Consider the following 23,716-nt stretch of genomic DNA (forward strand, 5'->3'; position numbering starts at 1 on the left):
TTCACCCTATGTGATCACCCGTAGCGCTGGCCAACCAGGGTGCTGACCGGCGCCGATGTGCGTCAACTCCCCGAGGACGCAGGCGCGCTGGGAGCACTTACATCGAAGTGCCCCGCTTTGGGGGTCGCTTTCATGAGAGCGGTGAGCACCCGGGCCTTGGCGGGCCCGTGTTCGGCGCTGCCCCACAGGACGGTGCGGCCGCCGGCGAGTTCCAGGGTGACGGAGTCGTACGAGGAGAGGCGTACGACACGAGTGTCCTTCGCGATCGCGTCGGGGAGTTCACTCCGTACGCGCACGGCCTCGGCGAGCAGCCGGTCCGCGTCGAAGCGGCGCAGGCTGGGCGAAGCCGCCACGTCGAGGACGAGGCGGGGGACACCGCGGGGCGGGGTGGTGACGGTCGCGAACGGAACGGCGGTGGAGTCGACTTCGGTGAATGTTCCGCGCTTTTCCAGAAGGAGTACGGGTTTCCGTTCGGTCACTTTCAGACCGATTCCATGCGGCCAGGACCGGAATACGTCGACCGAGGCGATGCGGGGCAGTTCCTCCCGCAGCCGCGCCTCGATCGCGTCGGTGTCGACGGTGACGAGCGGGGCGCCGACGGGGACGGCGGCGACGGCCTCGACCTGGGCGGGGGTGAGGACCGCGGTGCCCGAAGTCTTCACATCTTCCACACGGAACCAGGTGGAGCCGTAGAGGGCCCAGGCCACGCCGCCGACGAGCAGGAGCACGCCGACGGCGATCAGGGCGAGCCGCGGCCCGGTGGGGCCGGGGCGCCCGGCCGGACGTTCCGGCCGGGGCCGCCGGTCCGACGGCCCTTTCGGTTTCCCGGTGCCGCTCTTCTCCGCGGTCGTCGGTCCGGCTGCCACGCGCGCCTCTTCCCTCGGTCCTCCGCTACGCCTGCCGGCGGGCGGCGATCGCCTCGTACACCATGCCGACGAGCAGCTCGTCGGCGTCCCGGCGGCCGAACTCGGAGGCGGCGCGGGACATCTCGTACAGCCGGTGCGGATCGGCCAGTACGGGCAGGACGTTGGCCTGCACCCACTGCGGCGACAGCTCCGCGTCGTCGACGAGGAGTCCGCCGCCGGCCTTGACCACCGGCTGCGCGTTGAGCCGCTGTTCGCCGTTGCCGATGGGCAGCGGGACGTAGGCGGCGGGCAGTCCGACGGCGGAGAGCTCGGCGACGGTCATGGCGCCGGCGCGGCAGAGCATCATGTCGGCCGCGGCGTACGCCAGATCCATCCGGTCCACGTACGGTACCGGTACGTACGGCGGCATTCCGGGCATGTTGTCGACGCGCGGCACCTCGTTCTTCGGGCCGACCGCGTGCAGGATCTGGATGCCGGAGCGCTGGAGCACCGGGGCGATCTGCTGGATGACCTCGTTGAGCCGGCGGGCGCCCTGGGAGCCGCCGGAGACGAGGAGCGTGGGCAGGTTGGGGTCGAGGCCGAAGGCGGCGCGCGCCTCGGGCCGGACCCGGGCCCGGTCCAGGGTGGCGATGGTGTGCCGCAGCGGGATGCCGATGTAACGGGCGTTGCGCAGCTTGGAGTCCGGGGTGGCGACGCCGACGGCGGCCGCGTACCGGGAGCCGATCTTGTTGGCCAGGCCCGGCCGGGCGTTGGCCTCGTGGACCACGATCGGCACGCCGAGCCGCTTGGCCGCCAGATAGCCGGGGAGCGCCACATAACCGCCGAAGCCGACCACGACGTCCGCCTTGGTGCGCTCCAGGATCTGCTCGGCGGCCTTGATGGTGCCGCGCAGGCGTCCGGGGACGGTGATCAGCTCGGGGGTGGGTTTGCGGGGCAGCGGTACGGCGGGGATGAGCGCCAACTCGTAGCCCCGCTCGGGCACCAGCCGGGTCTCCAGGCCCTTCTCCGTGCCCAGCGCCGTGATGCCCACGGTCGGGTCCTGCCTGCGCAGGGCGTCCGCGAGGGCGAGCGCCGGCTCGATGTGACCGGCGGTCCCCCCGCCGGCGAGTACGACATGCACCGAAATTCACCGCTCTCCGGACGGGCGCTTCTTGACGCGCCGTCGCATCGACTTCCATCTCACCCCGGCCCGCTTGCCCCAGCCGGGGCGGCGCATGGCCAGGGCCGCTTTCGCGGCGGGTTCCTGTCGCGCGAAGGCGATCAGGAGCCCGACGGCGAACATGGTCGGCAGCAGGGCCGACCCCCCGTAAGAGAACAGCGGGAGCGGGACGCCGGCGATCGGCAGCAGACCGAGCACCGCACCGATGTTGACCACGGCCTGGGCCGTGATCCAGGTGGTCACGCCTCCCGCGGCGAATCTCACGAAGGGGTCCTCCGTGCGTCCGGCCACGCGGATACCCGCATAGCCTAGGGCCGCGAACAGGGCGAGCACCGACAGCGTCCCCGCGAGGCCCAGCTCCTCACCGGTGACCGCGAAGATGAAGTCGGTGTGCGCTTCGGGTAGTTGGCCCCATTTTTCCACACTCGCACCGAGTCCGGAACCGAACCATCCGCCCGACGCCAGAGCATAGATACCGTGGGCGGCCTGGAGGCAGGGGGCCCCCTCGCCACCCGGGTCGGAGGCGCCGATGCACTGGAAGCGGCGCATCCGGTTGGGGCTCGTCCTGATGAGCAGCACGCCGATCGTGGCGGCCACCACGAAGACCCCGGCGAAGAGGCGGGTGGGGGCGCCGGCCGTCCACAGCAGGCCGAAGAGGATCGCGGTGAGGATGATGGCGGTGCCCATGTCGCCGCCGAGCATGATCAGCCCGAGCAGCATGAAGGCCCCCGGCACCAGCGGCACGAGCATGTGCTTCCACTGGGTGAGGAGCTTCATGTCCTGCTTGCGGGCGAGCAGGTCGGCGCCCCACAGGATCAGGCCCAGCTTGCCGAACTCGCTGGGCTGGAGCATGAACGGGCCGCCCAGCGAGATCCAGTTCTGGTTGCCCCCGACGGCATGCCCTATCCCCGGGATCTGGACGAGCACCATGAGGAAGACCGCACCCGCCAGGATCGGGTAGGCGAGCGCCCGGTGCAGCTTCACCGGCATCCGCGAGGCGACGAGCAGCAGTCCGGTGCCCAGCAGGGCGGCGAAGAACTGCTTGCGGAAGAAGTAGGACGGCACCAGCTCGTAGCGGAGCGCGGTGATCATCGAGGCCGAGTAGACCATCACCAGGCCGAGCGCGGTGATGAGCAGCCCCGCACCGATGATCACGTAGTACGCCGTGAGCGGCCGGTCCCAGGCCCGCCGCACGCGCGCGTGGAGCCCCCGTACGCCTCCGCCGCGCGCCCCCCGCGGGGTCGCCGGCGCCCGCCCTCCGCCCGGTCGGGCGGAGGGCCTGCGCGCCCCGGCGATCTTGCTCGGCATGGTCGCTGCCCCCTCCGGTCGGGCCCGGCGGGCCGGACCCTCGCTCTGGTCGGGTCAGGCGTCCCCGGTGGCGGCGAGGGCGCGGACCGCGTCCGCGAACGCCTCGCCCCGCTTGGTGTAGTTGGTGAACATGTCCATCGAGGCGCAGGCCGGGGCCAGGAGGACGGTGTCCCCCGGGCGGGCGAGCCGGGCCGCCTCGCGGACCGCCTCGGACATCGCCCCAGTGTCGGTCCGGTCGAGGTCCACCACCGGGACCTCCGGGGCGTGTCGCGCCAGGGCTTCGCGGATCAGCGCACGGTCCGCGCCGATCAGGACGGCCCCGCGCAGCCGCTTCGCGGACTTCTGCACCAGCTCGTCGAAGGTGGCGCCCTTGGCGAGCCCGCCGGCGATCCAGACGATCGGGTCGTAGGCGGCCAGCGAGGCCTCGGCGGCGTGGGTGTTGGTGGCCTTGGAGTCGTCGACGTACGTCACGCCCTCGACCTCCTCGACCAGTTCGATCCGGTGCGGGTCGGGGCGGAAGGCCCTCAGGCCGTCGCGTACGGCCTTCGGCTCGACGCCGAAGGCGCGGGCGAGGGCGGCCGCGGCGAGCGCGTTGGCGATGTTGTGCGGGGCCGGCGGCTGCACGTCGGCGACCTCGGCCAGCTCCTGGGCGTTCTTCTGCCGGTTCTCGACGAAGGCCCGGTCGACGAGGATGCCCTCGACGACGCCGAGCTGGGAGGGGCCGGGGGTGCCGAGGGTGAAGCCGATGGCCCGGCAGCCCTCCTCGACGTCGGCCTCGCGGACCAGGTCCTCGGTCGCCTTGTCGGCGACGTTGTACACGCAGGCGATCCGGTTGCCCTCGTAGACACGGCCCTTGTCGGCGGCGTACGCCTCCATGGAGCCGTGCCAGTCGAGGTGGTCGGGCGCCAGGTTGAGCACGGCGGCCGAGTGGGCGCGTACCGAGGGCGCCCAGTGGAGCTGGTAGCTGGAGAGCTCCACGGCGAGGACGTCGTAGGTCTCCTCGCCGAGGACGGCGTCGAGGAGCGAGACGCCGATGTTGCCGACGGCGGCGGTCCGCAGCCCGGCCGCCTCCAGGATGGAGGCGAGCATCCGGGTCGTGGTGGTCTTGCCGTTGGTGCCGGTGATCGCCAGCCACGGGGCCGCTTCCGGACCCCTCAGCCGCCAGGCCAGCTCGACGTCGCCCCAGATCTCCACGCCCGCCTCGGCGGCGGCCGTGAAGAGCGGTTTGTCCGGCTGCCAGCCGGGGGTGGTGACGACCAGCTCGGTGCCGGCCGGCAGGGTCGCCCCGTCGCCGAGGCGGACGGCGATCCCCTCGGCCTCGAGACCGGCGGCCTGCGCCCGGGAGCGCTCGTCGTCGCCGTCGTTGACCACGGTCACCACGGCGCCGCGGGTGGCCAGGGCCCGGGCGGCCGGGATGCCGGAGACCCCGAGACCCGCGACCGTGACCCGCTTGCCCCGCCAGTCCAGCTCTTCGCTCACTTGTCGGCTGCCCATCCCGCGTAGAAGAGGCCCAGGCCCACGATGACGCACATGCCCTGGATGATCCAGAACCGGACGACGACCAGGACCTCGGACCACCCCTTGAGTTCGAAGTGGTGCTGGAGGGGGGCCATCCGGAAGACCCGCTTGCCGGTCATGCGGAACGATCCGACCTGGATGATCACGGAGAGGGTGATCAGGACGAAGAGACCGCCGAGCAGCGCGAGCAGCAGCTCCGTACGGGAGCAGATGGCGAGACCGGCGAGCGCGCCGCCGAGCGCGAGGGAGCCGGTGTCGCCCATGAAGATCTTGGCGGGCGAGGTGTTCCACCACAGGAAGCCGAAGCAGGCGCCCATGAGCGCGGAGGCCACGACCGCGAGGTCGAGGGGGTCGCGGACCTCGAAACAGGCGTTCGGGTTGGTGAGGGTCAGCGCGTTGACGCAGGACTCCTGGAACTGCCACAGCCCGATGAAGGTGTAGGCGCCGAAGACCATCACGGAGGCGCCGGTGGCCAGGCCGTCCAGACCGTCCGTCAGGTTCACGCCGTTGGACATGGCCAGGATCATGAAGAGCGCCCAGACCACGAAGAGGACCGGGCCGATCGACCAGCCGAAGTCGGTGATGAAGGAGAGCTTCTCGGAGGCCGGGGTGAGCCCGCGCGCGTCCGCGAACTGGAGCGAGAGCACCGCGAAGGCGATGCCGACGATGAGCTGGCCGGCCATCTTCGCCTTGGCCCGCAGGCCCAGCGAACGCTGCTTGACGATCTTGATGTAGTCGTCGAGGAAGCCGACCAGGCCCATGCCGGCCATCAGGAACAGCACCAGGACGCCCGAGTACGTCGGGTCCTCGCCGGTGATGACCTTGGCCAGGGCGTACGCGATGAGCGTGGCCAGGATGAAGGAGATGCCGCCCATGGTGGGCGTGCCCTTCTTCCCGGCGTGGCCGCGCGGGCCGTCGTCGCGGATGAACTGCCCGTACCCCTTGCGGGCCAGCAGCTTGATGAGCAGCGGGGTGCCGATCAGGGTCAGGAAGAGGCCGATGGCCCCCGCGAAGAGGATCTGCCTCATCGGCCGGATACCTCGCCCTCAGCGTCGAGCAGCGCCAGGGCGACCTGCTCGAGACCGACCGACCGGGAGGCCTTCACCAGGACCACGTCCCCCGGGCGCAGCTCCCTGCGCAACAGGTCGACAGCCGCCTGCGCGTCGGACACGTGCACCGACTCCTCACCCCACGAACCCTCGTTGTAGGCGCCCAGTTGCAGCCAGGACGCTTCCCTGTCCCCGACCGCGACGAGCTTGCTGACGTTGAGCCGGACGGCGAGCCGTCCGACCGCGTCGTGCTCGGCGAGCGACGCGTCACCGAGCTCGGCCATCTTGCCGAGCACCGCCCACGTGCGGGCCCCGCGGGCCTGTCCGGCCCTGCCCATGGCCGCGAGCGCGCGCAGGGCGGCTCGCATGGACTCGGGGTTCGCGTTGTAGGCGTCGTTGACGATCGTCACGCCGTCCGGACGCTCGGTGACCTCCATGCGCCAGCGCGACAGGGAGCCGGCCTCGGAGAGCGCGGTGGCGATCTCCTGGACAGGCATGCCCAGCTCGTGCGCGACGGCGGCCGCTGCGAGCGCGTTCGACACGTGGTGCTCACCGTACAGGCGCAAGGTCACGTCGCTGCACCCGGTGGGTGTGTGAAGCGTGAAAGAGGGTCTGCCGGCTTCCGTGAGGTGGACGTTCTCGGCCCGTACGGCCGCTTCGTCCGCTTCGCCGAAGAGGGTCACGCGGGCCTTGGTGCGGCTCGCCATCGCGCGGACGAGGGGGTCGTCGGCGTTGAGGACCGCCACTCCGCCCTCCTCGGCGGACGGCAGCGACTCGACCAGCTCGCCCTTGGCCCGGGCGATCTGCTCGCGTCCGCCGAACTCGCCGATGTGGGCGGTGCCCACGTTGAGGACGAGCCCGATCCGGGGCGGGGTGAGCCCGGTCAGGTAGCGGATGTGGCCGATGCCGCGGGCGCCCATCTCCAGGACGAGGTGCCGGGTCTCCTCGGTGGCCGTGAGCGCGGTGAGCGGCAGGCCGATCTCGTTGTTGAGGGAGCCGGGCGTCCAGACGGTGGGCGCGTGGCGGTCGAGGACCTGGGCGATCAGGTCCTTGGTGGAGGTCTTGCCGGCCGAGCCGGTGAGGGCGACGACATCGGTGCCGAGCCGTTCGACGACCGCGCGGGCGAGGGCGCCGAGGGCACCCTGCACGTCGTCCACGACGATCGCGGGGACGCCGACGGGGCGGGTGGCGAGCACCGCCGCCGCGCCCGCCTCGACGGCGCGCTCCGCGTAGTCGTGGCCGTCGACGCGCTCGCCGGCGAAGGCGGCGAAGAGGCTGCCGGGCTTCACCTCGCGGGAGTCGATGACGACGGGCCCGGTGATCCGGGCGCCCGGATCCGGTATGTCGTGCGCCTGCCCGCCGACGATTTCGGCGATCTCGGCGAGGGAGAGGGCGATCACTGCTTCATCCCTGACTGTTCTGGTGACGGTGTTCGGTCGCCGCGGCGACCGGTGTGCCGGTCGCCGCTCCGACCGCTTCTTCGATCGCTTCACGGAGGACCTGGCGGTCGTCGAAGGGACGGACCCGCCCGGCGATCTCCTGGCCCTGTTCGTGGCCCTTGCCCGCGACCAGGACGGTGTCGCCCGGCCGGGCACGGGCGACGGCGGCGGCGATGGCGGCGGCCCGGTCGGGTTCGACCAGGACGGCGCCGCGCTCGGCGGCGGGCACCTCCGCGGCGCCCGCGAGCATCGCGGTGAGGATCGCCAGCGGGTCCTCGGAGCGGGGGTTGTCGGAGGTCAGCACGGCGGTGTCGGCGAGCCGGGCCGCCGCGGCGCCCATCGGGCCGCGTTTGGTGCTGTCCCGGTCGCCGCCGCAGCCGATGACCACGTGCAGCCGGCCCTCGGTGACCTCGCGCAGCGAGCGCAGCACGGACTCGACGGCGTCGGTCTTGTGCGCGTAGTCGACGACGGCGAGGTACGGCTGGCCCGCGTCCACGCGCTCCAGGCGGCCGGGGACGCCGGGGACGGCGGCGACGCCGTCGGCGGCCGTCCGCGGGTCGAGCCCGGCGGTGGCGAGGGTGGCGATGGCGGCGAGGGTGTTGGCGACGTTGAAGGGGCCGGGCAGCGGGGCGGTGGCGGGGACGCGTACGCCCTCCGGGCCGACGGCCGTGAAGGTGGAGTCGGCGGCGCCCAGGACGACGTCCTCGGCGCGCCAGTCGGCGTCGGCGCTGCCCGCGGCGGAGAAGGTGACGACCGGGACGGTCGCCTCCTTGGCGAGCCGGCGGCCGTACTCGTCGTCGGCGTTGACGACGCCGACGCGGCTGCGCTCGGGGGTGAAGAGGGTCGCCTTGGCCCGGAAGTAGTCCTCCATGTCGGAGTGGAACTCCATGTGCTCCGGGCTGAGGTTGTTGAAGACGGCGACGTCGAAGACGCAGCCGTCGACCCGGCCGAGCACGAGGGCGTGGCTGGAGACCTCCATGGCGACGGCCTCGACGCCGCGTTCGCGCATGACGGCGAAGAGGGCCTGGAGGTCGGTGGCCTCGGGGGTGGTGCGCTCCGACTTGATGCGCTCGTCGCCGATCCGCATCTCGACGGTGCCGACGAGCCCGGTGTGCTTCCCCGCGCCGCGCAGCCCCCCCTCGACGAGGTAGGCGGTCGTGGTCTTGCCGGAGGTGCCGGTGATGCCGATCTGGAGGAGGTCCGCGCCGGGGCGGCCGTAGATCTCGGCGGCGAGTTCGCCCATCCGGCCGCGCGGGTCCTCGACGACGAGGACCGGCAGGCCGGTGGCGGCGGCGCGGTCGGCTCCGGCCGGGTCGGTGAGGACCGCGGCGGCGCCGAGGCCGGCGGCCTGGGCGACGAAGTCGGCGCCGTGGGCGCGGGCGCCGGGGAGGGCCGCGTACACGTCCCCGGGGCGTACGGCCCGGGAGTCGTGGGTGATGCCCGAGACGGGGACGTCGTGTGCGGCGTCGGGGATCTCGGTGCCCAGCCGTGCCGCGAGCTCGCCCAGGGGTGTCGGGCGGGCCCGCTCCGGGCGGGGCGGGGTGGTTCTGGACTGATCAGCGTGTGGCACGGCGGTGAGCGTACCGGGCGCACCCTGCGGGGGACCAAACGAGCGGGGGGCGTCGCCGGAGTTCGATTTCCGGTTCCCGGAGTGGGGGGTGATCGTCGTCACTGGTGGTGCTCCCGGGGGTCACGGGGTGGGTTCGAAGGTGACCGGCAGGCGGGCGGGTTCGCTGCCGGTGGGTGCCGCGTGGAGGGTCTTGAGGGCGAACTCCATGACCTTCTTGTAGATGGGTCCGCAGATCTGGCCGCCGAAGTAGCTGCCCTTGGTGGGGTTCTGGATGGCGCAGTAGACGGTGACGCGGGGCTGGTCGGCGGGGGCGAAGCCGGCGAAGGAGGCGGTGTAGCCCTTGTAGCGGCCGAGTTCGGGGTCGACGCGGTTGGCGGTGCCGGTCTTGCCGGCGACGCGGTAGCCGGGGATGGCGGCCTTGGTGCCGGTGCCCTCGCGGTCCTCGACGACGGATTCCAGCATCTGGGCGAGGCTCTTGGCGGTCTTCTCGCTGACGACCCGGCGTTCCTCGGGGGCGGGGGCGGGGGTGAAGCGCCCGTCGGGGCCCTTGGTGCCGCGGACGAGGGTGGGGGCGACCCGTACGCCTCCGTTGGCGATGGTCGAGTAGACCGAGGCGGCCTGGAGGGCGTTGACGGAGAGACCCTGGCCGAAGGGGATCGTGTACTGCTGCGAGGTGGACCAGTCCTCGGGCTTGGCGAGGATGCCGGCGGTCTCGCCGGGGAAGCCGAGGCCGGTGGGGCTGCCGATGCCGAAGCGGCGGAGGTAGCCGTCGAGGACGCGGTTGGCCTCGGCCTGGTCCTTGCCGAGCTGGCCGGTGGCGAGGATGGTGCCGATGTTGCTGGACTTGGCGAGGACGCCGTTGAGCGTCAGGTACCAGGTGGGGTGGTCGATGTCGTCCTTGAAGAGCCGGTCGCCGCGGTGGAGCCGGTTGGGGACGGTGACGTGGGTGTCGGGGGCGGCCTTGCCCTCCTCCAGGACGGCGGCCATGGACATGACCTTGCTGGTGGAGCCGGGCTCGTAGGCGTCCTGGAGGGCGGCGTTGCCCATGGCGGCGGCGTCGGCGGCGGAGAGGTCGTTGGGGTCGAAGCCGGGCGAGTTGGCCATGGCGAGGATCTCGCCGGTGCGGGTGTCCTGGACGACGACGTAGCCGCGGTCGGCCTTCGACGTGCGGACCTGTTCGCTGATGGCCCGCTGGGCGGCCCACTGGATGTCCCGGTCGATGGTGAGCTCGATGTCGGAGCCGGGGACGGCGGGGGTGCCCTGGGAGCCCGCGGTGGGGACCTGCCGGCCGCCGGAGGCCGTGAAGCGGATCTTCCCGTCCCGGCCAGCGAGTTCGGGGTCGAGCATGGACTCGATGCCGCCGGCGCCGCGGCCCTCCGCGTTGACGTATCCCAGTATCCCGGCGGCGAGGTCGCCGTTGGGGTAGACCCGCTTGGTGCTGGGCTCGCTGAGGACGCCGCCGAGCAGGTTGACGCCGGTGCCGCCGGGGGCGAGGGCCTTCTGCGCGTAGACCTTCTTGAGGTCCTTGATCTGGTTCCAGACCTGCGGGGTCTGCTTGCGGGCGAGCAGGGTGTAACGGGACTTGGGGGTACGGAGCTTCTTGGCCAGCTCTGCCGGTTCCTTGCCCAGGACCGGGGCGAGGAGGGCGGCGGCCTGCTCGGGCGCGTCGCGGACCTTGGACTCCTCGGGGGTGAAGAGCTTGGGGTCGGCGGTGATGTCGTAGGCGTCGACGCTGGTGGCCAGGGCGATGCCGTTGCGGTCGGTGATCTCGCCGCGCTCGGCGGAGAGCGTGTACTCCTGGAAGCGGTACTTGTCGGCCTTGGCCGCGTACGCGCTGGCGTCGACGGCCTGGACCTGGAGCAGCCGGACCACGAAGACCAGCATGACGAGGGTGAGGCCGAGGGAGATCAGCCGGAGCCGGGGCCGGGGGCTGCCGAGCTTGATGGTGCGGGGTTTACGGGCAGGCGGCCGGGGCGCGGGGCGGCGGGCGGCCGGGCGCGCGGCGGGCCGGGGGCCACGGCTGCCGCCTCCGCCGGAACCGGACCGGCCGGAGGAGGAGGCGGACCGGGGGCGGGCGGGCCGGGCGGGGGCGGGGACACGGCGGCGCGGGGGCTCCTTGGAGGGCACTGCTCGATCACCTGCCGGAGGTCGTGGGGGCGGAGGTGGCCTCCGCCGTACGGGAGGGGTCGGCGTCGCTCGCACGGGAGGGGCCGGCCGTACGGGAGGGGCCGGCCGTACGGGAGGGGCCGGGGTCGCTCGTACGGGCCGGGGCGCGGGTCGGCGTGCGGGTGGGCTTCGGGGAGGGGGCGACGGTGGGTTCGCCGAGGACCTTGCCGTCGGGGCCGAGGAAGGCGGGGCTGCCGCCGGGGACCATGCCGAGTTCGCGGGCGCGGCGCTCCAGGGCGTCGGGGGCCACCTGGACGTCGACGTCCCGCTGGAGGGCCTGTTCCTCGTCGGTGAGGGCGGTGGTGCGGTCCTTGAGCTCGCGCAGCTTGAAGGAGCCCTGGTTGAGGGCGGAGTTCAGCAGCAGCAGGGTGATGAGGCCGCCGCCGAGGAGGAGGACGACGAGCAGGACGAAGGGGGTGCGGGCGGCCGAGCTGGGTCCGGACGGCATCAGCCGTCCGAGCCGCGCGGCCCGGCCTTTGAGGGGCCCCCTCGCCGTGCTCACAGCACGTCCTCCCGGATGCGTTCGGCGCCCCGGAGCCGGGCGGGGGCGGCCCGGCGGTTCTCGGCGATCTCCTCGTCGGTGGGGAGTTCGGCGCCGCGGGTGAGGAGCTTGAGGCGGGGCTGGTACTGCTCGGGGACGACCGGGAGGCCGGGCGGGGCGGTGGTGGCCGCGCCGGCGGCGAAGACCTGCTTCACGAGCCGGTCCTCCAGGGAGTGGTACGAGAGGACGGCGATGCGGCCGCCGACGGCGAGGGCCTTCACGGCCGCCGGGATCGCCCGCTCCAGGACGCTCAGTTCGCCGTTGACCTCGATGCGCAGGGCCTGGAAGGTGCGCTTGGCGGGGTTGCCGCCGGTGCGCTTGGCGGCCTGCGGGAGGGCGTCGCGGATGAGCTCGACGAGCCGGGCGCTGTTGCTGAAGGGTTCCTTCTCGCGCTCGCGGACGATGGCGGAGACGATCCGCTTGGCCTGCTTCTCCTCGCCGTACGCGCGCAGGATGCGGACGAGTTCGCCGGCCGGGTAGGTGTTGAGGACCTCGGCGGCGCTCATGCCGGTCGTCTGGTCCATGCGCATGTCGAGCGGGGCGTCCTGGGCGTAGGCGAAACCGCGGTCGGCCTCGTCCAGCTGCATGGAGGAGACGCCGAGGTCGAAGAGGACGCCGTCGACCTTGTCGATGCCGAGCCGGTCGAGGACCTCGGGCAGCTGGTCGTAGACGGCGTGGACGAGGGTGGCGCGGTCCCCGTAGGGGGCGAGCCGCTCGCCGGAGAGGCGCAGGGCCTCCTTGTCGCGGTCGAGGGCGACGAGCCGGGCCTCGGGGAAGGCGCGGAGCAGGGCCTCGCTGTGCCCGCCGAGGCCCAGGGTGCAGTCGACGACGACCGCACCGGGGCGCTGGAGGGCAGGGGCCAACATGTCCAGGCACCGCTGGAGCATCACCGGGACGTGTCGGTCGTTGCTCAACGCACCCTCTCAGAACGGGCACGGCGAGCGGGATGAGGAGGCCGAGCCGTGGGTGCCGCCGCGCACACGGGGGAGAAACCGCTTGAAATCGCTCGATTGTCTCCAGGAACTCCGCGCCACTCTAGTCCACGGAGGGGGCCGGTCAATCAACCGGCTGGCGCGTCGCGCGGCACCGGACGCCCGTGCGGACATTCCGGGCGGTTCACTCGATCGGCGGCACCCGACGGCTGCTGTGGGTTAGCTCACATGAAGCTTCATTGATGTTTTTTGTCCTCTTCTCACAGCAGGCCCGCGGGGGTGGTGCCCACTACCGTCGAAGCCATGACGACCTCCGCACACCCCTCCCCCGACACGCCGGGCGCGTCGGCCGCCGGCCGCTCCGTCACCCAGCGGCTCGTCGAGGCGAACGCGCGGTACGCCGCCGACTTCACCGACCCGGGCATGGACGCGCGGCCGGTGCTGCGCGTCGCCGTCGTCGCCTGCATGGACGCCCGGCTCGACCTGCACGCGGCGCTGGGACTCGAACTCGGCGACTGCCACACCATCCGCAACGCGGGCGGGGTCGTCACCGACGACGTGATCCGCTCCCTCACCATCAGCCAGCGGGCGCTCGGCACCCGCGCCGTGATGCTGGTGCACCACACCGGCTGCGGTCTGGAGTCGCTCACCGAGGACTTCCGGCACGAGCTGGAGGACGAGGTGGGCCAGCGGCCGGCCTGGGCGGTCGAGGCCTTCCGGGACGTGGACCAGGACGTGCGGCAGTCGATGCAGCGGGTCCGGACCTCGCCGTTCCTGCCGCACACGGACGACGTCCGGGGGTTCGTCTTCGACGTGACGACGGGCCTGCTGCGCGAGATCGACCCTGTGGAGAATGGTTCCGGCAGCAGGTCAGGCACGTCTTCCCGCGCCGCGTAAGACGACAAACCCCGGCATTTCGCCCGCAGTTGTCCACAGCCAAGTGACACGGCCCGGCAATCCACACAAGAATGCCCGGGTGACACCCCCCGTCCATCCCATCGGGGGCAGGTGTCCGTGTTCCTGCAAGGCCGAGGAGGGCCGGGGTGACGACCTATGACGAACGAGCGAGCCTCACAGATCTGACCACCACCGCGGAGCGGGTCCGTGGCTCGGTGGAGAGCGTGATCGAGGGCAAGCCCGAGGTCGTACGTCTCGCGCTGACCGTGCTGCTCGCCGAGGGCCACCTCCTCATCGAGGACGTGCCCGGCGTCGGCAAGACGATGCTCGCCAAGACGCTCGCGCGGTCCATCGACTGCTCGGTGCGCCGCATCCAGTTCACCCCCGACCTGCTGCCGTCGGACGTCACCGGCGTGTCGATCTTCGACCAGCAGCGGCGGGAGTTCGAGTTCAAACCGGGCGCGATCTTCGCCCAGATCGTCATCGGCGACGAGATCAACCGCGCCTCGCCCAAGACGCAGTCCGCGCTCCTGGAGTCGATGGAGGAGCGCCAGGTCACCATCGACGGGCAGACCTACGAGCTGCCCAGCCCGTTCATGGTGGTGGCCACCCAGAACCCGGTCGAGATGGAGGGCACCTACCCGCTGCCCGAGGCCCAGCGCGACCGCTTCATGGCCCGGGTCTCCATCGGGTACCCGAGCCCCGAGGCCGAGTTCCAGATGCTCGACGTGCACGGGGCGGTCAACCCGCTGGACGACCTCCAGCCGGTCGCCCACGCCCACGAGATCCTCAAGCTGATCGACGCGGTCCGCTCGGTGCACGTCGCCGACGCCGTGCGGCGGTACGCGGTCGACATCGTCGCCGCCACCCGCACCCACCCCGACCTGCGGCTCGGCGCCTCCCCGCGCGCCACGCTCCACCTGCTGCGGGCCGCCCGCGCCTCCGCCGCCCTCGCCGGGCGCGAGTACGTGCTGCCGGACGACCTCCAGGCGCTGGCCGCGCCGGTGCTCGCGCACCGGCTGCTGCCCACCGCGCAGGCCCAGCTGGGCCGCCGGACCGCCGAGCAGGTCGTCCTCGACATCCTCCAGCGCACCCCCGTCCCGTCCTCGGCCCCGCCCGCCGGCCCGCTCCACGGCCGGCACACCGGCGGCCGGCAGCTGTGATGGCGACCCCCGCCGCCCCCGGGGACCGGCGGGCCGACGACCGCGACGGCCCCCGGCCCCTCGAAGGCAGGGACGGCCGCGGCGGACTGCGGGCCACCCTCGGCGGCCTCACCACCCGCGGCCGGTCCTTCCTGGCCGCCGGGGCGGCCGCCGCCGTCTGCGCCTACGTGCTCGGCCAGGCCGACCTGCTCCGGGTCGGCCTGCTGCTCGCCGGTCTGCCACTGATCTGCGCCGGCGTCCTGCACCGCACCCGCTACCGGGTCGCCACCTCCCGCCGGCTCACCCCTCAGCGGGTGGAGGCGGGCACCGAGGCCCGGGTCCGGCTCCGCATGGAGAACGTCTCCAAGCTCCCCACCGGGCTGCTGATGCTCCAGGACCACGTGCCGTACATGCTGGGCCCCCGCCCCCGCTTCGTCCTCGACCGGGTCGAGGCCGGCGGCCGGCGCGAGGTCTCCTACCGGGTCCGCTCCGACCTGCGCGGCCGCTTCCCGCTCGGTCCGCTCCAGCTCCGGCTGAGCGATCCCTTCGGGATGTGCGAGCTCACCCGCTCCTTCAGCGCGTACGACACCCTGACCGTCGTCCCCCGTACCACGGCGCTCCCGCCGGTCCGGCTGGGCGGCGAGGCGTCCGGGTACGGGGAGGGGCGGCAGCGCGCGCTGGCCCTCGCCGGCGACGACGACATCATCCCGCGCGCCTACCGGCACGGCGACGACCTGCGCCGGGTCCACTGGCGCTCCACCGCCCGGTACGGCGAACTGATGGTCCGCCGCGAGGAGCAGCCCCAGCGCTCCCACTGCACGGTCCTCCTCGACACCCGCCGGATCGGCTACCAGGGCTCCGGCCCCGACTCGGCCTTCGAGTGGGCGGTCTCCGGCGCCGCCTCCGTCCTGAGCCACATGCTGGAGCGCGGCTACGCGGTCCGGCTGCTCACCGACACCGGCACCTCGGTCCCCGGCGAGGGCTCCGACGGCCACACCGGCGACTCCGCGGAGACGGCCGGTCTGATGATGGACACCCTCGCGGTCGTCGACCACTCCGACGGCGCCGGGTTCTCCCGCGCCTCCGACGTGCTGCGCACCGGCGGCGACGGGCTGCTCGTCGCCTTCCTCGGCGACCTCGACGAGGAACAGGCCCGTCTCGCCGCCCGGATGCGCGGCCGGGCCGGGGCGGCCGTCGCCTTCCTCCTGGACTCCGGGACCTGGCTCACCGGCGGCGCCGTGGCCGGTGCCGTCGAGCAGCGGACCCGGCAGCTGCGCGAGGCCGGCTGGACCGTCGTCCACGTGCCGCCCGGGGGCCGGATCGCCGACCTGTGGCAGCAGGCCGCCGGGGCGCTGCGGGAGACCGCCGCCGCAGACAGCTACGGAGGATGGGCATGAGCGGGCTCACCCGCCTGACACTGGCCGCCTGGGCGGCCTCCCTGATGGCCGCCGGGGCGCTGCTGCCGCTGGTCAAGCCGGCCACCTGGATCTTCACCGCGGCCTTCCTGCTCGCCCTGCAGAGCGGCACCGGCATGCTCTGCCGGCGGGTGCCGCTGGCCCGGCCGCTGACGGTCGGCGCCCAGCTCCTTGTCGGCGTGCTCGCGCTGACCGTGGTCTTCGCCCGGGAGCAGGCGCTGCTCGGCTTCCTGCCGGGGCCGCTCGCGGTCCAGCGGGTGGCCGAGCTGTTCCGGCTCGGCGCCGAGGACGTCGGCACCTACGCGATCCCCGCCCCGGACACCGAGGGCATCCGGCTCATGCTGGTCGCCGGCGTGCTGGCGATCGGGCTGCTCGTGGACGTCCTGGCGGTCACCTTCCGCCGCGCCGCGCCGGCCGGTCTGCCGCTGCTCGCCCTGTACTCGGTCGCCGCCGGGCTCTCCGGCGGCGGCGCCGGCCGGCTGTGGTTCGTGCTCGCCGCCACCGGCTACCTCCTGCTGCTCCTCGCCGAGGGCCGCGACCGGCTCTCCGCCTGGGGCCGGGTCTTCGGCGGGGCCCAGCGCACCGGCCGGCCCGGCTCGGCCGCGGGCGGCGGCGGGAACTCCTTCGCCCCGGTGCGGACCGGCCGCCGGATCGGCGCCGCCGCCATGGGTCTCGCCCTGGTGGTGCCGCTCGTCCTGCCCGGCTTCTCCGGCGGGCTCCTGGGGAACGGCGGCGGCTCGGGGTCCGGCTCGGGCAGCGGGGGCGGCGGCACCATCGCCGCCGTGAACCCGCTGGTCTCCCTCCAGGACAACCTGCGCCAGCCGGAGGACTTCGAGGTCCTGCGCTACCGGACCAACGCCCCGGACAACAGCGGGCTCTACCTGCGGCTCGTCGCCCTCGACCAGTTCGACGGCACCTCGTGGAAGTCCTCGGCGCGGCCGATCGAGGCGGTGCCGAAGCTGCTGCCGTGGCCCGACGGCCTCGCCCGGTCGGTCCTCACCTCCGAGGTGACCAGCAACTTCGTCGCGTCGGAGGGGTTCGACCAGAAGTGGCTGCCGATGCCGTTCCCGGCCTCCCGGGTCGACATCGAGGGCCGCTGGCGGTTCGAGCCCGAGGGCCGGATGCTCGTCGGCGACGACAAGCAGAGCACCAAGGGCGTCCGCTACCAGGTGACCAGTCTCGACGTGCAGCCCACGGCCGAGCAGCTCGCCAAGGCCGACCCGGTGCCGGAGCAGCTGCGCCGCGAGTACACCAAGGTGCCCCTCAGCCTCCCCGCCGACGTGAAGACGACGGCCCTGGAGGTCACCAAGGACGCGCGGAACGACTACGAGCGGGCGGTCAGGCTGCAGGACTGGTTCGCCGAGGACGGCGGCTTCCGCTACGACGTCGACGTGACCTCCGGTACGGGCACGGAGGCGGTCTCCCGCTTCCTGAAGGACAAGCGGGGCTTCTGCGTCCACTTCTCCTTCTCGATGGCGGCGATGGCCCGCACGCTGGGCATCCCGGCACGGGTGGCGGTCGGTTTCATGCCCGGCGCCACCCAGTCCGACGGCTCGGTCTCGGTCGGCATCCGGGACGCCCACGCCTGGCCCGAGCTGTACTTCGAGGGCGCCGGCTGGACCCGTTTCGAGCCGACGCCGTCCCGTGGCTCCACGCCCGCCTACACCCGGCAGACCTCCCCCACGGCGCGGCCGAGCGATCCCGCGCGGCCGGAGCAGACCGCCTCGGCCCAGCCCTCGGCGGCGCCGAGCGCCTCGGAGAGCTGCCCGCCGGAGGAGCGCCGCCTCGGCGAGTGCGGCCGGAACGCGGCGGCGGACGGCGACGCGTCGTCCGGCGGCGGTACGGACGCGCTGCGGGTGGCCGGCTGGACGCTGGCCGTGCTGCTGGTGCTCGCCCTGCCGTTCGTCCCCATGCTGTGGCGGATCAGGGCCCGGGCCCGCCGGCTCGCCCCGGCGGCCGGCCCGCTGGCGGTGTGGCAGGAGATCGGCGACACCGCGTGGGACTACGGCGTCGAGCCCGACGAGGCGCAGACGCCCCGGAGAACCGCGGAGCGGATCGTACGGGCGGCCGAGCTGTCCGGTGCGGCCGCGGAGTCGGTCCACCGGGTGGCGGGAGCGGTGGAGGAGGCCCTCTACGCACCGTCGCCCCGCCCGGTGACGGGCCTGGCGGAGGACGCGGAGCGGATCCGCTCCGGCTTCCACGCGGCGGCCCCGCGCGGCGCCCGCCTCCGCGCGCGCTTCGCCCCCCGCTCGGCGGTCCGCCTCCACTGGGCGGCCTCCGCCCACTGGACCACCCTGAAATCCCGAACCCCCCGCTTCCGCCCCACCACCTGACGCACCCCGCCGTCCCCTCGCGGGGTGCGCCCAGGGCCACGGTTCCGTCGCGGGCGCGGTGCCGCCGCCGGTTTCGTTGGGGGCACCGCCCCGCACGGGACGGGGGTGCAGCCCGCGCAGGGGTGCAGCAGGGCGTCGCCCCGGTGGGTGCAGGGTGATGGAAAGACTGCGCCCCGCCGGGGCTCGGGGCCGGCGGGGCGGGGTACGGGGGCGCGGGGTCTCCGCTCAGGGGGGCGTCAGTGGCCGCCGCCCTGCTGCTCGTCGCGGCGTCGCTGCCACCGCGCCTCGATCCGGTCCATCATGGAGCGTCGCGCCCGGCCACCGCCCTGGTGGCCCTTGACCCGCTGTTCCCCCGGCTTGGGCGCCTTGCGCCAGCCGGTGACGGCCAGGACCGCGCAGCCCAGCATGACGAGGAATCCCACCACGCTGATCCAGATCTGCTGTGCGACCATTCCGGCCATGAGGAGCGCGATACCCACCAGGAAGCCGGCGACTGCCTGGTAGACCCGTCGCCGGGTGTACGTACGCAGTCCGCTTCCCTCGAGCGCTGTCGCGAACTTGGGGTCTTCGGCGTACAGCGCTCGCTCCATCTGCTCGAGCATTCGCTGCTCGTGCTCCGAGAGCGGCACGGAGTCCTCCTAGTCGTCGGTCGCGGGGGCGACCGGTGTACGGCCCTTTCAGGATAGGCAGGGAATCGCCCCCGTGAAACCCGCCCTCAATGCCGATCAGCCCATCCGGGCCGCCACGCGGTCCGTTCGGTGAGGCGTTGATTCCCCAGCCGTCCGCCCGTCATGCCGGATGTTCCCTCGATCATACGGCGCGGGGCCGCATATGGGGCGGCCCGCGGCAAGCAGGGCCCGCACCTCCGAACGGGTGGCGCGGGCCCGGAGTTCCGCGGGATCAGGCGGGCTTCTCGGCCAGCACGTGGAGCTGGGTGGCGACGGCGTGGAAGGCGGGCAGCTCGGCGGCGGCCGCCTCCAGCTTCAGGAGGGCCTCGGCGGCGCCGGGCTCGGTGTCGACGAGGACGCCGGGCACGAGGTCGGCGAAGATCCGTACGCCGTGGACGGCACCCACGGAGAGCCCGGCCTCCTCGGCCAGCGCGGTGAGCTGCTCGGCGGTGAAGCGCCGGGGCACGGGGTCGCCGGAGCCCCAGCGGCCGTCGGGGTCGCCGAGCGCGGTCCGGGCCTCGGTGAAGTGTCCGGCGAGGGCGCGGGCGAGGACCGCGCCGCCGAGGCCGGCGCCGAGCAGGCTGAGCGCGCCGCCGGGGCGGAGCGCGGCCACCGTGTTGCGTACGCCCTCGGCGGGGTCGTCCACGTACTCCAGGACGCCGTGGCAGAGCACCGTGTCGTAGGCGTCGCGCTCGACGACGTCGAAGAGGCCGTGGATATCGCCCTGGACGCCGGTCACCAGGTCGGCGACCCCGGCCTCGGCGGCGCGGCGCTCCAGCGCGAAGAGCGCGTTGGGGCTGGGGTCGACGACGGTGACGCGGTGGCCGAGGCGGGCCACCGGCACCGCGAAGTTGCCGGAGCCGCCGCCGGTGTCGAGGACGTCCAGGGCGGTCTTCCCGGTGGTCGCGACCCGGCGGTCGAGGGCGTCTTTGAGGACGTCCCAGACGACGGCGGTTCGCAGGGAGGCCCGCGACGGGCGCGACGACGCCTCTCGGTCGAAGGCGGGGGAAGGCTCCGGCACGGTTCTCGGCTCCTCGGTGACGGGTGCGGACCTCCCCACCCTATGGCCTCCGGGGTGTCCCGTGGATCAACCGGCGGCCCCGTCCTCCGGGGGCTGCCGGGGCAGGACCGGCCGGAGCACGAGGAGCCGCTCGACCAGGCGGAGGAAGTGGGCCGCGTCCCTGACGAGGTCGTCGGCTTCGCGCGAGGTCGCGGCGGCGGCGACCCCGGCCTCGGCGAGGGCGCGGCGCGGGGCCCCGGAGGCGAACAGGGCGCTCCATTCGGTGAGCTCGGGGGCGAGCTGCGGGAGCAGCTCCCAGGCGCTCCTTATGGCCTGGCGGCGGCGGGCTCGGGGCTCGGGGCGGGCGCGGGCGGCGAGGACGGCGGCCGCGGCGCGGAGGGCGGCGAGGTGCGCGGTGGCGTACCTCTCGTGAGGGCGGTCGAGGGCCTCGGCCTCGTCGAGCCCGGCCCGGGCCTTGGCGAGCAGGTCGAGGGCGGCGGGCGGGGCCGTGGCGCGGCGGGACACGGGGTGGACGTCGGCTGCTGCGAAAGGACTGGCCATGACGAGCCTCCTGTCGTCTGTGACGGCCTTGTCGCCGTCTGTGTCCATCGTGCAAGCCCCCACTGACAATCACCGCGACCTGGGGCTTTGCCAGGGAAGCGACTCCCGGGTAACTTTTGAACTGACCAGTCAGTTCAAAAGTGGGAAACGGGGGTGGACCCGTGGAATCCGAGGACCTGACCACACGGCCGTCTCAGGAGGTCGCAGACGGGGAGACCGGCCTCGACCCGGCGGCGCACGGCGCCGGGGTCGTGGTCGAGGGGCTGGGGCTCGAGGGGCCCCGTGGCTGGGTCTTCCGGGACGTCTCCTTCCGTGCCGCGGCCGGTTCCCTGGTGGCGATCGAGGGCCCGTCCGGCACCGGCCGCACCTGCCTGCTGCTCGCGCTCACCGGCCGGATGAAGGTCCAGGAAGGCCGCGCCGAGGTCGGCGGGCTGCCGCTGCCGCGCCGGATGGCCGCCGTGCGCCGGATCGCCGCGCTCGGCCAGGTCCCCGGCGTGAGCGAGCTCGACCCGGCCCTCACGGTGGCCGAGCACCTGCGCGAGCGGGCGCTGCTCCAGCGCCGGTTCGACGGCTCGGTCCGCGCCCTGCTGCGCCGCCCCGGCGCCCGTGCCGCCGAGGCCCGGGCCCGGATCGACGAGGCCGTGGCGGCCGCCGGTCTGGACCTCGCCGCCCTGCCGAAGGGCGAGCGGACCTCCGTACGGGATCTGGAGCGCCTGGAGGCGCTGCGGCTGTCGATCGCGCTCGCCCTGATGGGGCGGCCCCGTCTCCTTGGCGTGGACGACGCGGACCTGAAGCTGTCGGACGCCCACCGGGCCGAGGCGTGGGCGCTGCTGCGCGCGGTGGCCGCCGCCGGCACCACCGTCCTCGCCGTCTGCAGCGAGGCCCCGGCCGACGCCCTGCGGATCACCGCCGTCGGCACCAAGGCGCACGACGGCGGGAACAGCGAGCCGACCGGCCCTGACACGGACGACGAAGACGACATCACCGAGGAGGGGGCGGCCGATGCGCTCGCCGAAACTGGCCGCGCTTGAGCTGAGGCGCTTCGGCAGGGGGAAGCTGCCGCGCGCCGCGCTCGTCGCGGTCCTGCTGCTGCCGCTGCTGTACGGCGCCCTGTACCTGTACTCGTTCTGGGACCCGTACAGCAGGCTCGACCGGCTGCCCGTGGCCCTGGTGAACGAGGACCGCGGCGCCACCGCCGACGGCAAGCGGATCACCGCGGGCGAGGACATCACCGAGGGTCTCCTCGACAGCGGGACCTTCGAGTGGCACCGCGTGAGCGACGCCGAGGCGCGCAAGGGCGTCGAGGACGGCACGTACTACCTGTCCCTGACCGTGCCCGGCGACTTCAGCGAGCGGATCGCCTCCAGCTCCGGGGACTCCCCCGAGGCCGGCGCCCTGAAGGTCCGGACGAACGACTCCAACAACTACGTCGTCGGCCAGATCTCGCGGACGGTCTTCTCCGAGGTGCGCACCGCCGCCTCCACCAAGTCCTCCCGGACCTTCCTCGACAAGATCTTCATCTCCTTCTCCGACATCCACGAGGCCACCGCGGAGGCCGCCCAGGGCGCGGCCGACCTGAAGAAGGGCGTGGACAAGGCGAAGAAGGGGTCCAAGGACCTCTCCGACGGCCTGACGGACGCCAAGACCGGCAGCAGCGACCTGGCCACCGGCCTGAAGAAACTGGATAAAGGATCCAAAGACCTCCAGACGGGTTCCCGCCAGGTCGCGAACGGCACCCAGAAGCTCGCCGACAAGGTGAACGGCACCGCGGACAAGGTCCGTCCGTACCTGGCGAACAACGGGAAGTCGATCCGCGACACCGCCAAGCTCGTCTCGGACTCGGCCACCGCCGCCCGCAACGACCTGGAGGACCTGGTCGAGCGCGCTCCGAAGCTGCGGACCGCCGCCCACAAGGCGGACGACATCCTGGGCCGGCTGCACCGCGAGTCCTGCACGAAGCCCGGCGCCACCGCGCCGATCGAGCTGCCCGAGGGCGTCACCCTGCCCGAAAGCGTCGTGCTCCCCGATCCCAAGGAGATGTGCGCGGCCCTGAAGGAGGCGTCGACGACCGCCGGCGACGTGGCCATCGTCGCGGACGACGTGCACGAGCTGACCAAGGACAGCACGGGTGACCTGAAGACACTCGACACCCGGCTGAAGAAGCTGAAGAAGGAGGCCGACGAGCTGGCCGCCCGCGCCCCGCACCTGGACCAGGACGTCGCGGACGCCATCCGGAAGATCAACGAGCTCAACAAGGGCGCGAAGAAGGTCGCCGAGGGTGCGGAGCGGCTGCACACCGGCATCACCCAGGCCCGCGCCGGATCGGTCAGCCTGGACAGCGGGGTCGGCAAGCTGAAGAAGGGCGCCGGCGATCTCGACGGCGGCCTGTTCAAGCTGGCCGACGGCTCCGGCTCGCTCGCCACCGGCCTCAAGGACGGCGTCGACAAGATCCCGGACTACGACAAGGAGGAGCGCGACCGGCGTACGGAGGTCATGGCCGACCCGGTGAAGCTGGCCGCCCAGTCGCTCCACAAGGCGCCGAACTACGGCACCGGCTTCGCCCCGTACTTCATCCCGCTCTCCCTCTGGGTCGGCGCGATGGTCGCCTACATGATCATCCAGCCGATGAACCGGCGGGCCCTCGCCGCGGGCGCCTCCGCCTGGCGGATCGCGCTGGCCGGCTGGTTCCCGGTGGCGGCGATCGGCGTCCTCCAGGTCGGCGCGCTCCTCTCGGTGCTGCACTGGGGGCTCGGCCTGGAGATGGCCCGGGCGGCCGGCACGGTCGGCTTCCTCGCCCTGGTGACCTGCTGCTTCGCCGCGATCATCCAGTGGCTGAACGCCCGCTTCGGCGCGGCCGGCCGGATCCTGGTGCTCGCGCTGCTCATGGTCCAGCTGACCTCGGCGGGCGGTACCTACCCGGTGCAGACCAGCCCCGGCTTCTTCAACGCCGTCCACCCCTTCCTGCCGATGACCCACGTGGTCGAGGCGCTGCGCCGGCTCATCACCGGCGGCGGGCTCGGTCCGGTCTGGGAGGCCGTCGCCGTCCTGACCGCCTTCACCCTGGGCGCGCTCGCCCTGACCGCGGTCACCGCGCGGCGCAAGCAGGTGTGGACACTGGACCGGCTCCACCCCGAGCTGTCCCTGTGACCCCC

Annotated in this window: 19 protein-coding genes; 6 read left to right on the forward strand and 13 right to left on the reverse strand. The window is 73.3% G+C overall.

Annotated elements, in window-relative coordinates; all coding sequences use genetic code 11:
* Window positions 1–62: 62 nt before the first annotated feature.
* The 10 genes from QK442_RS00890 to rsmH all read right to left on the reverse strand — a co-directional run bounded on the left by QK442_RS00890 (window position 63) and on the right by rsmH (window position 12,530).
* Window positions 63–866: an FtsQ-type POTRA domain-containing protein gene (locus tag QK442_RS00890; RefSeq protein WP_282691789.1), complete on the reverse strand. Its 804-nt coding sequence runs from the start codon at window positions 864–866 to the stop codon at window positions 63–65.
* A 25-nt stretch (window positions 867–891) separates the two neighbouring features.
* Window positions 892–1,986, reverse strand: a complete 1,095-nt coding sequence (gene murG, locus QK442_RS00895; protein WP_282691790.1) for an undecaprenyldiphospho-muramoylpentapeptide beta-N-acetylglucosaminyltransferase — start codon at window positions 1,984–1,986, stop codon at window positions 892–894.
* Between the two features lie 6 nt (window positions 1,987–1,992).
* Complete coding sequence (ftsW, locus tag QK442_RS00900) at window positions 1,993–3,333, reverse strand: putative lipid II flippase FtsW (RefSeq protein ID WP_282691791.1); 1,341 nt, start codon at window positions 3,331–3,333, stop codon at window positions 1,993–1,995.
* A 54-nt stretch (window positions 3,334–3,387) separates the two neighbouring features.
* A complete protein-coding gene (gene murD / locus QK442_RS00905) occupies window positions 3,388–4,827 on the reverse strand; it encodes a UDP-N-acetylmuramoyl-L-alanine--D-glutamate ligase (RefSeq protein WP_282691792.1) in 1,440 nt (479 codons plus the stop codon).
* Entirely contained in the window at window positions 4,809–5,879 is a 1,071-nt protein-coding gene (gene mraY / locus QK442_RS00910; protein ID WP_282691793.1) for a phospho-N-acetylmuramoyl-pentapeptide-transferase, read from the reverse strand. Before mraY ends, murD begins: the two co-directional genes overlap by 19 nt.
* A complete protein-coding gene (gene murF, locus QK442_RS00915; protein WP_282691794.1) occupies window positions 5,876–7,300 on the reverse strand; it encodes a UDP-N-acetylmuramoyl-tripeptide--D-alanyl-D-alanine ligase in 1,425 nt (474 codons plus the stop codon). Before murF ends, mraY begins: the two co-directional genes overlap by 4 nt.
* Window positions 7,301–7,304: 4 nt before the next feature.
* The gene (locus QK442_RS00920; protein WP_282691795.1) at window positions 7,305–8,909 is read right to left on the reverse strand and encodes a UDP-N-acetylmuramoyl-L-alanyl-D-glutamate--2,6-diaminopimelate ligase; all 1,605 of its coding nucleotides are present in this window, start codon (window positions 8,907–8,909) and stop codon (window positions 7,305–7,307) included.
* 120 nt (window positions 8,910–9,029) lie between these two features.
* Window positions 9,030–11,036, reverse strand: coding sequence for a penicillin-binding protein 2 (locus tag QK442_RS00925; protein ID WP_282691796.1), 2,007 nt, complete (start codon window positions 11,034–11,036; stop codon window positions 9,030–9,032).
* 7 nt (window positions 11,037–11,043) lie between these two features.
* Window positions 11,044–11,577 (reverse strand): hypothetical protein, encoded by a 534-nt coding sequence (locus tag QK442_RS00930; RefSeq protein WP_282691797.1) that lies wholly within the window; start codon window positions 11,575–11,577, stop codon window positions 11,044–11,046.
* Window positions 11,574–12,530: a 16S rRNA (cytosine(1402)-N(4))-methyltransferase RsmH gene (rsmH, locus tag QK442_RS00935; protein ID WP_282691798.1), complete on the reverse strand. Its 957-nt coding sequence runs from the start codon at window positions 12,528–12,530 to the stop codon at window positions 11,574–11,576. The genes QK442_RS00930 and rsmH overlap by 4 nt, the downstream gene beginning before the upstream one ends.
* Window positions 12,531–12,851: 321 nt before the next feature.
* Here rsmH and QK442_RS00940 point away from each other — a divergent pair, with 321 nt between their 5' ends.
* The 4 genes from QK442_RS00940 (at window position 12,852) to QK442_RS00955 (ending at window position 18,335) form a co-directional block, all read left to right on the forward strand.
* Complete coding sequence (locus QK442_RS00940; RefSeq protein WP_282691799.1) at window positions 12,852–13,445, forward strand: carbonic anhydrase; 594 nt, start codon at window positions 12,852–12,854, stop codon at window positions 13,443–13,445.
* Between the two features lie 146 nt (window positions 13,446–13,591).
* Window positions 13,592–14,608 (forward strand): MoxR family ATPase, encoded by a 1,017-nt coding sequence (locus QK442_RS00945; protein ID WP_282691800.1) that lies wholly within the window; start codon window positions 13,592–13,594, stop codon window positions 14,606–14,608.
* On the forward strand, window positions 14,608–15,984 hold the full coding sequence (locus tag QK442_RS00950; RefSeq protein WP_282691801.1) for a DUF58 domain-containing protein: 1,377 nt from the start codon (window positions 14,608–14,610) through the stop codon (window positions 15,982–15,984). The genes QK442_RS00945 and QK442_RS00950 overlap by 1 nt, the downstream gene beginning before the upstream one ends.
* The gene (locus QK442_RS00955) at window positions 15,981–18,335 is read left to right on the forward strand and encodes a DUF3488 and transglutaminase-like domain-containing protein (protein WP_282691802.1); all 2,355 of its coding nucleotides are present in this window, start codon (window positions 15,981–15,983) and stop codon (window positions 18,333–18,335) included. Before QK442_RS00950 ends, QK442_RS00955 begins: the two co-directional genes overlap by 4 nt.
* Window positions 18,336–18,571: 236 nt before the next feature.
* Here QK442_RS00955 and QK442_RS00960 read toward each other — a convergent pair whose 3' ends face one another.
* From QK442_RS00960 to QK442_RS00970, 3 genes are all read right to left on the reverse strand, one after another.
* The gene (locus tag QK442_RS00960) at window positions 18,572–18,964 is read right to left on the reverse strand and encodes a DUF3040 domain-containing protein (protein ID WP_282691803.1); all 393 of its coding nucleotides are present in this window, start codon (window positions 18,962–18,964) and stop codon (window positions 18,572–18,574) included.
* Between the two features lie 271 nt (window positions 18,965–19,235).
* The gene (locus QK442_RS00965; protein WP_282691804.1) at window positions 19,236–20,024 is read right to left on the reverse strand and encodes a methyltransferase; all 789 of its coding nucleotides are present in this window, start codon (window positions 20,022–20,024) and stop codon (window positions 19,236–19,238) included.
* A 66-nt stretch (window positions 20,025–20,090) separates the two neighbouring features.
* Window positions 20,091–20,564 carry an SAV_6107 family HEPN domain-containing protein gene (locus tag QK442_RS00970; RefSeq protein ID WP_282691805.1) on the reverse strand — a complete coding sequence of 158 codons (474 nt, stop codon included), beginning with the start codon at window positions 20,562–20,564 and terminating at the stop codon, window positions 20,091–20,093.
* 251 nt (window positions 20,565–20,815) lie between these two features.
* Between QK442_RS00970 and QK442_RS00975 the strand changes: the two genes are divergently transcribed.
* Together QK442_RS00975 and QK442_RS00980 are read left to right on the forward strand one after the other, a co-directional pair.
* On the forward strand, window positions 20,816–21,595 hold the full coding sequence (locus tag QK442_RS00975; RefSeq protein WP_282692039.1) for an ATP-binding cassette domain-containing protein: 780 nt from the start codon (window positions 20,816–20,818) through the stop codon (window positions 21,593–21,595).
* Window positions 21,567–23,711 (forward strand): YhgE/Pip domain-containing protein, encoded by a 2,145-nt coding sequence (locus QK442_RS00980; RefSeq protein WP_282691806.1) that lies wholly within the window; start codon window positions 21,567–21,569, stop codon window positions 23,709–23,711. The genes QK442_RS00975 and QK442_RS00980 overlap by 29 nt, the downstream gene beginning before the upstream one ends.
* Window positions 23,712–23,716: the final 5 nt, after the last annotated feature.

It is taken from the genome of Streptomyces sp. CC208A, from assembly GCF_030010625.1.
GTDB lineage: Bacteria > Actinomycetota > Actinomycetes > Streptomycetales > Streptomycetaceae > Streptomyces.